This is a genomic window from Variovorax sp. CAN15 (assembly GCF_030462475.1).
Lineage (GTDB): Bacteria > Pseudomonadota > Gammaproteobacteria > Burkholderiales > Burkholderiaceae_C > Variovorax.
The window spans coordinates 33,908-44,276 of record NZ_JASMRZ010000042.1; the positions used below are offsets into that span (position 1 = coordinate 33,908).

At 66.5% G+C, this 10,369-nt stretch carries 12 protein-coding genes; 5 read left to right on the forward strand and 7 right to left on the reverse strand.

Annotated features, from left to right (window positions below; translation table 11 throughout):
* Window positions 1-116: 116 nt before the first annotated feature.
* Window positions 117-950 carry an ABC transporter ATP-binding protein gene (locus QMO14_RS21895; RefSeq protein ID WP_301509735.1) on the reverse strand — a complete coding sequence of 278 codons (834 nt, stop codon included), beginning with the start codon at window positions 948-950 and terminating at the stop codon, window positions 117-119.
* Entirely contained in the window at window positions 947-2,902 is a 1,956-nt protein-coding gene (locus tag QMO14_RS21900) for a long-chain fatty acid--CoA ligase (RefSeq protein WP_301509737.1), read from the reverse strand. Before QMO14_RS21900 ends, QMO14_RS21895 begins: the two co-directional genes overlap by 4 nt.
* An 84-nt stretch (window positions 2,903-2,986) precedes the next feature.
* On the opposite strand from QMO14_RS21900, the gene QMO14_RS21905 reads away from it, so the two are divergent.
* The gene (locus tag QMO14_RS21905) at window positions 2,987-3,766 is read left to right on the forward strand and encodes a Crp/Fnr family transcriptional regulator (RefSeq protein ID WP_301509738.1); all 780 of its coding nucleotides are present in this window, start codon (window positions 2,987-2,989) and stop codon (window positions 3,764-3,766) included.
* Window positions 3,763-4,230 carry a hypothetical protein gene (locus tag QMO14_RS21910; RefSeq protein WP_301509739.1) on the forward strand — a complete coding sequence of 156 codons (468 nt, stop codon included), beginning with the start codon at window positions 3,763-3,765 and terminating at the stop codon, window positions 4,228-4,230. Before QMO14_RS21905 ends, QMO14_RS21910 begins: the two co-directional genes overlap by 4 nt.
* Window positions 4,231-4,277: 47 nt before the next feature.
* Here the strand turns inward: QMO14_RS21910 and QMO14_RS21915 are convergent, their stop codons facing one another.
* A complete protein-coding gene (locus QMO14_RS21915; protein WP_301509741.1) occupies window positions 4,278-5,498 on the reverse strand; it encodes a type II toxin-antitoxin system HipA family toxin in 1,221 nt (406 codons plus the stop codon).
* On the reverse strand, window positions 5,488-5,784 hold the full coding sequence (locus QMO14_RS21920) for a helix-turn-helix transcriptional regulator (RefSeq protein WP_301509743.1): 297 nt from the start codon (window positions 5,782-5,784) through the stop codon (window positions 5,488-5,490). The genes QMO14_RS21915 and QMO14_RS21920 overlap by 11 nt, the downstream gene beginning before the upstream one ends.
* Window positions 5,785-5,960: 176 nt before the next feature.
* Between QMO14_RS21920 and QMO14_RS21925 the strand changes: the two genes are divergently transcribed.
* Entirely contained in the window at window positions 5,961-6,725 is a 765-nt protein-coding gene (locus QMO14_RS21925; RefSeq protein ID WP_301509745.1) for an SDR family NAD(P)-dependent oxidoreductase, read from the forward strand.
* 19 nt (window positions 6,726-6,744) lie between these two features.
* Window positions 6,745-7,002, forward strand: a complete 258-nt coding sequence (locus QMO14_RS21930) for a hypothetical protein (protein WP_301509747.1) — start codon at window positions 6,745-6,747, stop codon at window positions 7,000-7,002.
* Between the two features lie 78 nt (window positions 7,003-7,080).
* Here the strand turns inward: QMO14_RS21930 and QMO14_RS21935 are convergent, their stop codons facing one another.
* Window positions 7,081-8,091, reverse strand: coding sequence for an MBL fold metallo-hydrolase (locus QMO14_RS21935; RefSeq protein ID WP_301509749.1), 1,011 nt, complete (start codon window positions 8,089-8,091; stop codon window positions 7,081-7,083).
* 60 nt (window positions 8,092-8,151) lie between these two features.
* The gene (locus tag QMO14_RS21940; protein ID WP_301509751.1) at window positions 8,152-9,147 is read right to left on the reverse strand and encodes a tripartite tricarboxylate transporter substrate binding protein; all 996 of its coding nucleotides are present in this window, start codon (window positions 9,145-9,147) and stop codon (window positions 8,152-8,154) included.
* 261 nt (window positions 9,148-9,408) lie between these two features.
* Between QMO14_RS21940 and QMO14_RS21945 the strand changes: the two genes are divergently transcribed.
* Entirely contained in the window at window positions 9,409-9,786 is a 378-nt protein-coding gene (locus QMO14_RS21945; protein ID WP_301509753.1) for a VOC family protein, read from the forward strand.
* Window positions 9,787-9,802: 16 nt separating this feature from the next.
* Here the strand turns inward: QMO14_RS21945 and QMO14_RS21950 are convergent.
* A partial coding sequence (locus QMO14_RS21950; RefSeq protein ID WP_301509755.1) for a superoxide dismutase occupies window positions 9,803-10,369 on the reverse strand: 567 nt, incomplete at its 5' end.

The window sequence follows — 10,369 nt, forward strand, 5'->3', positions numbered from 1 at the left end:
GGGGAGGGTTGGGGTGGGGGCAGGCGGCGTATCCACTGGGCGCTCTGCGTGCCCCCATCCCAGCCTTCCCCCAGAGGGGGAAGGAGCAATGCTTCATGGCGAGGGTTGGCATGGCTTCAGTGCTCCACACCCAGATAAGCCCGGATCACGTCCTCATTGCTGCGTACCTCGTCAGGCGTCCCATCCCCGATCTTCTTGCCGTAGTCCAGCACCACCACGCGGTCGGAGATGTCCATCACCACGCCCATGTCGTGCTCGATCAGCACGATGGTCGCGCCGAACTCGTCGTTCACGTCGAGGATGAAGCGGCTCATGTCCTGCTTCTCCTCCACGTTCATGCCGGCCATGGGCTCGTCCAGCAGCAGCACCTGCGGCTCCATCGCAAGCGCGCGGCCCAGGTCGACGCGCTTTTGCAGGCCGTAGGGCAGGCGGCCCACCGGCGTCTTGCGGTGCGCCTGGATTTCCAGGAAGTCGATGATGTGCTCGACGAACTCGCGGTGCTCGAGCTCTTCGCGCTCGGCCGGTCCCCAGCGCAGTGCCTGCGCGAGCAGGCCGCTCTTCATCTTGAGGTTGCGGCCCGTCATGATGTTGTCGAGCACGCTCATGCCCTTGAAGAGGGCCAGGTTCTGGAAGGTGCGCGCCACGCCCATCTCGGCCACCTGGCGCGAGTTCATGTGCTTGAAGGTCTGGCCCCGGAAGGTGATGGAGCCCTGCTGCGGCCAGTACACGCCGTTGATGCAGTTCAGCATCGAGCTCTTGCCCGCGCCGTTCGGCCCGATGATGGCCCGCACCTCGTGCTCGCGCACGTTGAAGCTGATGTCCGTCAGCGCCTTCACGCCGCCGAAGCTCAGGGAGATGTTCTGCACGTCGAGGATGACCTCGCCGTCCTTGCGGCCGCCTCGGGTCGTTGTTGCAAGCATGGAGGCCTCGGTGTGGTTGTGCGCGTTCATGCGGCCGCCTTGACCAGTGGAAAGCGCTTCGCGTCGACGATCTTCAGCGTGGCACTCACCGAGCCCGTGCGTCCGTCCTCGAACTTGACCTGGGTCTCGATGAACTGCTCGGCCTTGCCGCCGTAGAGCGCGTCGACCAGCACCGCGTACTTGTCGGCGATGAAGCCGCGGCGCACCTTGCGCGTGCGGGTGAGCTCGTCGTCGTCGGGGTCGAGTTCCTTGTGCAGCACCAGGAAGCGCGCGATCTGCGTCTCGCCCATGCCGTCCTCGGCCGCGAGGTCGGCGTTCACCTTGGCGATGCACTCGGCCACCAGCGCCAGCACGTCGGGCTTGCCGGCCAGGTCGACGTAGCCGCCGTAGGCGAGCCCGCGCCGCTCGGCCCAGTTGCCCACGGCCTCGTAGTCGATGTTGATGGCCGCGCAGACCTCGTCGCGGCCGTTGCCGAAGCACACGGCTTCCTTGATCTGCGGGAAGAACTTGAGCTTGTTCTCGATGTAGTTGGGCGCGAAGATCGCGCCGCCCACGAGGCGGCCCACGTCCTTGGCGCGATCGATGATGCGCAGGTGGCCCTCGCTGTCGAGCACGCCCGCGTCGCCGGTATGGAAGTAGCCGTTGGCGTCGAGCACCTCGGCGGTGGCGTCGGGGCGCTTGTAGTACTCCTTGAGCACCGACACGCCGCGCACCAGCACCTCGCCGTCTTCCGCGATCTTCAGCTCGATGCCCGGCGCGGCCGTGCCCACGGTCTGCAGCTTGACCTTGCCGTCCTGCTGCAGGCACACGTAGGCGCAGGTCTCGGTCTGGCCGTAGAACTGCTTCAGGTTCACGCCGATGGAGCGGTAGAAACGGAACAGGTCCGGACCGATGGCCGCGCCCGCCGTGTAGGCCACGCGGATGCGGCTCATGCCCAGCACGTTGCGCAGCGGGCCGTAGATCAGCAGGTTGCCCAGGGCGTACATCAGCCGGTCGCCGGCGCCCACGGGCGCGCCGTTGAGGATGTCCGCGCCCACGCGCTGCGCCAGGGCCATGAACTTCGCATACATCCAGCGCTTGGGCGCGGCCGCGTCTTCCATGCGGATCGACACGGCCGTGAGCAGGCCTTCGAAGGTGCGCGGCGGGCCGAAGTAATAGCTCGGGCCGATCTCGCGCATGTCGTTCATCACCGTTTCGCTCGACTCGGGGCAGTTGAGCGTGAAGCCGCCCACCAGCCACTGCGCGACCGAGAACAGATGGTCGCCCACCCATGCCATCGGCAGGTAGCTCATGATGTTGTCGCCGGGGCCGAGCCTGTCGGTCTGCACGCCGCCGCGGCCCGCCGCGATGAAGCTCGCATGCGTCTGGCACACGCCCTTGGGGCGGCCGGTGGTGCCGGAGGTGTAGAGGATCACGCCCACGTCGGTGGCCTCGCCGCTGGCGACCGCGCGGTCGTAGTAGCCGACGTTGGCCTTGTCGAACTCGCGGCCCAGCGCGCGCAGCTGCTCGTAGCTCATGAGCCCGGGCTGGTCGTAGTGGCGCAGGCCCTTGGGGTCGTCGTAGATGATGTGGCGGATGGCCGGCAGCTTGCCCTGCTGGATGTCGCGGCACTCCAGCAGCTTGTCGACCTGCTCCTGGTCTTCGACGATCACGAACTCGACGCTCGCGTCCTGCAGCATGAAGACCATCTCGCTGGCCACCGCGTCCTGGTAAAGCGGCACGGGCACGCCGCGCAGGCTCTGCGCGGCGATCACCGCCATGTACAGGTGCGGCCGATTGGCGCCGACGATGGCCAGGTTGTCGAAGGGCCTGAAGCCCAGGCTCGCGAGGCCGCAGGCGATCTCGCGCACTTCCTGCGCCACGGCGCTCCAGCTCCAGGTTTGCCAGATGCCGAGGTCCTTCTCGCGCATGGCGGGAGCTTCGGGCCGGGCCTCGGCGTGCGCGAGCAGCAGACGGGGAAAGGTGGGGGCGGGTGTTTGCACAGTGGGCGGATCGTAGGACTCACTTTGACGTCCGCTTGTCGTTCCAACGACAATCCTAGGGACACTACTCCCCGGAGTTTCCCGATGCCTCACGGCCATCCCACACACAGCACGCTCGGCGCTTCGTCCATCAGGGACCGGGTGCGCGCAGCCAATGCGCAGGAACTGGAAGGCATTCCGTGGCTGCCCACGCTCACGCCCGCCGAGCGGCGCCGCGCCGAAGCCGCCCTGGTGGTCGGCGAGGCCGAGCCCGGCGATCTGGTGTGCCGTGTCGGGCGCTCGCCCACCTACTGGTTCGGCGTGGTCGAGGGGCTCTTGAAGATGAGCAACGACAACGCCGACGGCGGCTCCGTCACCTACACCGGCGTGCCGCCGGGCGGCTGGTTCGGCGAAGGTACGGTGATGAAGCGCGAGCCCTACCGCTACAACATCCAGGCGCTGCGGCGCAGCCTGATCGCGGGCCTGCCGATCGAGAGCTTCCACTGGCTGCTCGACCACTCCATCGGCTTCAACCGCTTCGTGATGAACCAGCTCAACGAACGGCTGGGGCAGTTCATCGCCGCGCTGGAGATCGACCGGCTCAACAACCCCGACGCGCGCGTGGCGCGCAATCTGGTCTCCTTGTTCAACCCGGTGCTGTATCCGGGCGTGGGCGAAGTCCTGCGAATCACGCAGCAGGAGCTGGCCTACCTCGTCGGCCTTTCGCGCCAGCGCGTGAACGAGGCGTTGAACGGCCTGTCCGCGCAGGGGCTGATCCGCGTGGAGTACGGTGGGCTGCGCGTGCTCGACTTGCCGGGCCTGCGTGCGACCGCGATGTCGAGCAAGAAGAACCAGCCGGCGCCAACCCAGGCGGAAAAATCATGACCAATCTCTCCGACAAGCTCCAGATCGTGCCCGCGAACGCCGAGGCCGCATTCATCCCGCCTCCGGAGCCGCCCAAGGCCAAGCCCGAAAGCACAGGCCCCACGCTGGAGGAAGCCATCGAACGCAACGAGGCGCTCACCGAGAAGATCGAGGCACTCGACGCGGTGCTGGCCAAGCCGCTCGTCGAGATCCTGGCCGACCGCGAGAAGGCCGAGGAAGCCGCGCTTGCCTGGGACCGCTTCGGCGCGATGTGGATGCTCTCGCAGCGCGCGATGCGCCGCGTGGCGCTCGACCTCGCGGCGCAGCTCGGCGTGAGCGAGGAAGAAGTCGTGGCGCGCGCCATGGCCAATGCCAATGCGGTGCTCAACGGCGCGGATGAAGTGGATCTGGGCGGCACCATCGCGCCGGCTCAGATGCAGCACATTGCGCGGCATCGCAACTTCCTGAGGAAGCAGTTCCGCTAGGAGCCGGCGCCTTCGGCGAGAGCGGGTGGGCTCGGCTTGTCCGAAAGCTACCGTGCCCTGGCGTAGATCATCCCGTCGGTCCACGTGTCTCGCATCTTCAGCAGCAGGTCTTTGGGAATTCGCTGGTCGCCTCGCGCCTGGTCCAGCGTCTTTCGCATTCCCTCGGCGATTCGCTCGAGAACGAGTGCGGGCTTGGCGACCCCGCACACCTTGCTGCCGAACAGCAGCAGCTCCTCGGTCGTCGGATAGGCCCTGGTGTGGCCTTTGCCTGCGAAGAGCTTGAGCGCCAGCGTGCGGTCTTCCAGCTCGGGCCCGCCCTCATAGCGCGTGTACCTGTAGATCGCGGTGGTCACCACGTCGAACATCGGCGCGAGGCGGCAGTCCGCGGTCGAGGTGTAGAGCAAACCGTAGTTCTTGAGGTGGCCGTCGCCGTTGCGCACCATGATGCTGAAGGCCACCTGCTCGAAGAAGCGCGCGAGGTTCCCGCTGGGCAGCTGGAGGTACTGCATCAGCTCGGCGATGCGCTGGTAGCTCCCGTGGTACTTGCGGTCCGATTGGATGTCGCGCACCCGCAGGTTCATCAACGCCGCGATGTCCTCGAAACCGATGCGCGACCCGTCGGCCGCGATGTCGAACCGGTCGACCAGGAGCAATTGCCCGTCGTCCGAGAGGTCGAACGTGGGTGTCTCGATGCCGGCGTGGCAGGCGGCCGTCAGGCACATGAACTCGTTGGCCGACAGGCCCGGGTAGGAAGGCGCGGCGGCCTTCACGATGATGGTGGGCACCGGAAGGGTGACGCGATCCGGCACCATGATCTTCGGCTGCATGCCGGCAATGCCTGCGCCCGTGCTCAGGTACGCCCGTACCAGGTCGTCGAACACCTCGGGCGTGTAGCGGGTCTGCAGCAAGGTCTTGCGGTCGATGATCCGTGGCGCCGCAAGTGGCTCGGCCCCCGGCAGCCGGAAGCCCAGCCGTCCGATGCCGTTGGAGCCGACCACCGCGAGCAGGTGCATCGGGGTGAGCTGCTGCTTGGGAAACATCGCCCGCAGGCGCAGGTACAGGTCGCCCTCCGGCAGGTTCTGGTCCATGACTGCGAACAGGTCGCCGTCCTGATATGTAGGCCGGGTCGGCGGCATGAGGAGCGCGACCGCGGGCTGATCCGCGCGGCCATCGAGATACCGGAACTCGTAGACCGAGTGCCTGAGCAACTGCCCGGCGGGCGCGCCGGCGATCTCGACGTCGAGTTGCCTGATCCTTTCAGGAAGCATCGCCCTCGTCCTCGTCCTCGTCCTCGTCTTCGTCCTGCCCGAAGCGCTTGGTGACTTCCTCCAGCGTCGGCATGCCCAGGCGCTCCAGGCGGATCGTGAGATCCATGGCGCGCAGGATGTCGAAGAGCGAGGCCAGGGTGACGTCTTCCCCGCGCTCCAGGCGGTAGAGAACGTTGCGCGCGCGGCCTGACCGCGCAGCGATGTCGGTCGCCTTCAGGCGGCCCTCCTTCCGCGCGCGCTTGATGGCCTGTCCAAGCTCGATGGGTAGCCTGATTTTGTCCTGCATACGCCACATTTTGAGAAAATGAAGGGGATTTGTCCATTAAAAAGGACATTTCTGCCGGTCGCGTTGGCTGCTGCCGTGGGCTCCGGTATGGCAGGGGGCGGTTCAACCGCAAGTCCCACCGAACTTCTTCGCATCGCCTAAGCTCACGGGTTTCTTTCCCGTCTCACCCAATCTCCATGTCCACCTCCCATCTCACTCTCATCACCGGCGCCTCGCGCGGCCTGGGCCAGGCCATGGCCGAACAACTGCTGCAGGCCGGTCACACGGTGATCGGCATTTCGCGCAAGCAGTCGCCCGCGCTGGCCGAGGCGGCCAAGGCCGCCGGCGCCGAGCTCACGCAATGGGAGCAGGACCTGTCCGACCCGGTGGCCGCGGCCGAGCGCCTTTCGGCCTGGCTCAAGACCGTCGACGCGCAGCGCTTCGACAGCGTCACGCTCATCAACAACGCCGGCACCGTGGGCAACCCCGCGCCGCTGTCGCGCGCCGTGGAGTCCGAGCTGTCGCTGGCCCTGCGCATCGGCCTGGAAGCGCCGATGCTGCTGACGGCGGCGTTCCTCGGCGCCACGCGCGAATGGCGCGGCGCGCGCAAGGTGCTCAACATTTCCTCGGGCCTGGGCCGCAACGCCATGGGCAGCCAGGCGCCCTACTGCGCGTCGAAGGCCGGCATGGACCACTTCTCGCGCGCCGTGGCGCTGGAGGAGGCGAATGCGCCGAACGGCGCGCGCATCGTCTCGCTGGCGCCGGGCGTGATCGACACCGACATGCAGGTGCAGCTGCGCGGCGCCTCGGCCGAGAAGTTTCCGGACCGCACGCGCTTCGAGAAGATGAAGAACGAAGGCATGCTCGACAGCCCCGCCTCGGCGGCCGCCAAGGTGCTGAAGTACCTGGCGCGCGCGGACTTCGGCGCGAAGCCCGTGGCCGACGTGCGCGACGCCGACTGAACGGAAAGCGAGCGACCCCATGGCAACGGCCAAGGCCATCGACACCGGCGAGTACAAGCTCTTTCCCTCGCCGCAAAATGTGCACCGCATCGTGTTCGAGCACCAGGTGTTCGTGCCGCACCCCTATGCGCTGATCGTGATGAACGAGTTTGGCTTCAAGGGGCGCTACAGCCTGTTCTCGGCCTGCCGCATGAGCGATGGGAAGATGGGGCAGGTAGTGACGTTCGAGGATGCGGCGGACGTGGAGATATTCAACAGGAAGTTCGTGCCGGACTGAAGCTCGGGCGTTGTTCCCTCTCCCCTTGGGGAGAGGGAGTGAAACCATCGGGGCGGCACATGCTCAGGATGCTGTTTGCTACTGCATCGCGAACCTGTCGCGCTGCGCCTGCGCGCATTCCCCCATCACATTCAGCGCACGCTCCACCGTCGGTACGCCCATCACGAACGGATTCGCCGCGCCCGCGGGCCGCTGGCGCAGCGCGGCCATCTTGGCCTGCGAGCTGTCGACGTTCGAGTGGTTCGACAGCATCACGTCGATGTTCTGCGCCTTCACGATCGAGTCCATGCGCTTCGTGGATGCGATGTAGTGGTCCAGCCGCGGCACGTCCTTGCCGAAGTTGAATCCCGTGCCGCCCCAGAGCATGGCGCGGTGCCTGCGGCCGTTCTCGCTCACGTCGAACACCGGCGAGAGCGTGCCCATGGTGTGGCCCGGCGTGAGGTAGAGCGTGACGGTGGTGTCGCCCAGCGTGACGCGGTCGCCGTCCTTCACCGAGATGTCCCGCTTCGGAGGCGCGCCCCAGATGGGCGTGGCGAATTCGAGCTTCGTCTCGGTCATCGTCCAGTCGGGCTCGCTCATCACCACGCGCGCGCGGTACTTCTGCGCGAGGTACGGCGCACCGCCGTAATGGTCGCCGTGGCCGTGCGTGACGATCACGTATTTGATCTGTGCCGGGTCCAGGCCCAGCTTGCGCATGCCGCCCTCGATCAGCGTGGCGGCTTCCACCTGGTTGTTGAGCGCATCGATGAGGATGATGCCTTCCGAGGTCTTGATGGCCCAGGCACTGACCCAGTCGGCGCCCACGAAGTAGAGGTTGTCGAAGGCCTTGGCGGGCGGCGGTGCCGGCCTGTTGATGAGCAGGGGCAGGCCCTTGTCGAGCTCTTCCTGCGGCGGCCGCGTGGCGGGGGCGGGCTTGCACAGCGAGAGCAGCGGCCCGAGGTCGGTGCCCGCGGCCTTGGTGGCTGCCGCGACGTGTGCGGCGACGGTGGCATCTGAAGGCTTCTGCGCGGCAGGTGTCTGCGCGCAGCCTTGGGCAAGGGCGACAACGGCCGCGAGGGCGGCCGTCTTCAGGGGACGCGAAGGAACCATCGGTGTCTCCATGCCGTCGGTGCGGCTTGTTCTGGAGACACCATTCTGCGGCGCACCGGCTTATTCGATTGTCGCGCCCGAGGCTTGCACGATGCCCTTCCACTTCTCGTAGTCGGTCTTCAGCAGCGCGCCGAACTGTTCGGGCGTCATGCTCTGCGGCTCGGCACCCTGCGCGATGATGGCCGCCTTCATGTCGGGCGTGGCCAGCAGCTTGTTGATCTCGGCATTCAGCGTGGTCACCACGTCCTTCGGCGTGCCGGCCGGCACGAAGATGCCGTACCAGGTGCTCACGTCGAAGTCCTTGTAGCCGAGTTCGGCCACGGTGGGCGTCTCGGGCAGCGAGGTGCTGCGCCTGGCCGAGGTGACCGCCAGCGGCCGCAGCTTGCCGGCCTTGATCTGCGCCATGGCCGAGGGCACCGACGACACCATCAGGTCGACGTTGCCCGCGAGCACGTCCATCATGGCCGCGTTGGAGCCCTTGTAAGGCACGTGGCGCATCTTGATCTTCGCGGCGCCGTTGAAGATCTCGCCGGCCAGGTGGATGGTGGTGCCGTTGCCGGGCGAGCCGTAAGTGACGGTGTCGGGCGCGGCGCGCGCGGCCTTCACCACGTCGTCGAGCGTCTTGAACTTCGAGTTGGCCTGCGTGACGATCACCACCGGCGTGTAGGCCACGTGGGCCACGGCGGTGAGGTCCTTCACCGGGTTGTAGCTCAGGTTCTTGTAGAGCCAGGGTGCCACGACCATGTTGTCCTTCTGGCCCATCACGATGTCGTAGCCCGTGGGCGCTGCACGCGCGGCCTCGGCGATGCCGATGGTGCCGCCGGCGCCCGCGCGGTTGTCGGGCACCACGGTCCAGTGCCTGGCTTCGGTGAGCTTCTGGGCCACCAGGCGGGCCAGGATGTCGGTGCCGCCGCCGGGCGGGAAGGGCACGATCAGGCGCACCGGCTTGGCGGGATAGGCGGTGGTCTGTGCGTGGGCGGTGGCCGTCAAGGCCATCGGAAGTGCGAGCGAAAGGGCCATCGAGGCGGCCAGCTTGCCGAGGTGTCTGCGGATCATGGGTTGTCTCTTCGTCGGAATAAATCGGGGGTGCAGCCGTTGCCTGCAGTCACTGCACCGGGGGTGCAGTGTGCCGGAAGCCCCGTAAGAAGGATTTCTTCATTCGCGATGGGGCACGTATCGACTTGCGGGGGGCCATTTTCCGATGCCTTGACAGGGCTGCGTCCGGCGCAAATACTGCACCGCATGGTTGAGTATTTTTGGCAAGCCCGGCGCCCTTCTTCCTTTTTGATGGCACGCCGGGCCTGGAAGGAGACTCGCATGCTCGGAAACATCAACGCAGTGGCGAACCTCGCGGTGAAGGATCTCGCCGTGGCCCGCCGCTTCTATGAAGACACGCTGGGCCTGTCCCAGGTCGATGCGGAAGGCGACGAAGTGATCGTCTATCGCAGCGGCAACACCCGCATCAACGTGTACCGCTCGCAGTTCGCGGGCACCAACCAGGCGACGGCCGTGACCTGGGCCGTCGACGGCGACATCGAACGCGTCGTGGACGCGCTGAAGTCGCGGGGCGTGCGCTTCGAACACTACGACATGCCCGACACGCAACTGGTCGGCGACCTCCATGTCATGGGCGACATGAAGGTCGCGTGGTTCAAGGACCCGGACGGGAACATCCTGAACCTCATCAACGGCTGATCGACCGGACGATCGATCAGCCGAAGTTCTTCGCGACGAAGTCCCAGTTGACCAGCTTGGCCAGGAAGGTCTCGACGAACTTCGGGCGCAGGTTGCGGTAGTCGATGTAGTAGGCGTGCTCCCACACGTCCACCGTCAGCAGCGCGGTGTCGGCGGTGGTCAGCGGCGTGCCGGCTGCACCGGTGTTCACGATGTCCACCGAGCCGTCGGCCTTCTTCACCAGCCAGGTCCAGCCCGAGCCGAAGTTGCCCACGGCCGATTTCACGAAGGCTTCCTTGAAGGCGTCGTAGCTGCCCCACTTGGCCTCGATGGCCTTGGCCAGCGCGCCGGTGGGCGTACCGCCGCCTTGCGGCTTCATGCAGTTCCAGAAGAAGGTGTGGTTCCAGATCTGCGCGGCGTTGTTGTAGATGCCGCCGCTGGACTTCTTGACGATCTCTTCGAGCGTCATCGACTCGAACTCGGTGCCCTTTTGCAGGTTGTTGAGGTTCACCACGTAGGCGTTGTGGTGCTTGCCGTAGTGGTACTCGAGGGTTTCCTTCGAATACTCGGGCGCCAGTGCGTCGAGTGCGTACGGCAGGGGTGG

Excerpts from the sequence above, each read along its gene's own strand:
- QMO14_RS21895 (WP_301509735.1), bottom strand. The coding sequence starts at position 950 with ATGAACGCGCACAACCACACCGAGGCCTCCATGCTTGCAACAACGACC.
- QMO14_RS21945 (WP_301509753.1), top strand. The coding sequence starts at position 9,409 with ATGCTCGGAAACATCAACGCAGTGGCGAACCTCGCGGTGAAGGATCTC.
- QMO14_RS21915 (WP_301509741.1), bottom strand. The coding sequence starts at position 5,498 with ATGCTTCCTGAAAGGATCAGGCAACTCGACGTCGAGATCGCCGGCGCG.
- QMO14_RS21925 (WP_301509745.1), top strand. The coding sequence starts at position 5,961 with ATGTCCACCTCCCATCTCACTCTCATCACCGGCGCCTCGCGCGGCCTG.
- QMO14_RS21920 (WP_301509743.1), bottom strand. The coding sequence starts at position 5,784 with ATGCAGGACAAAATCAGGCTACCCATCGAGCTTGGACAGGCCATCAAG.
- QMO14_RS21935 (WP_301509749.1), bottom strand. The coding sequence starts at position 8,091 with ATGGTTCCTTCGCGTCCCCTGAAGACGGCCGCCCTCGCGGCCGTTGTC.
- QMO14_RS21905 (WP_301509738.1), top strand. The coding sequence starts at position 2,987 with ATGCCTCACGGCCATCCCACACACAGCACGCTCGGCGCTTCGTCCATC.
- QMO14_RS21930 (WP_301509747.1), top strand. The coding sequence starts at position 6,745 with ATGGCAACGGCCAAGGCCATCGACACCGGCGAGTACAAGCTCTTTCCC.
- QMO14_RS21940 (WP_301509751.1), bottom strand. The coding sequence starts at position 9,147 with ATGATCCGCAGACACCTCGGCAAGCTGGCCGCCTCGATGGCCCTTTCG.
- QMO14_RS21910 (WP_301509739.1), top strand. The coding sequence starts at position 3,763 with ATGACCAATCTCTCCGACAAGCTCCAGATCGTGCCCGCGAACGCCGAG.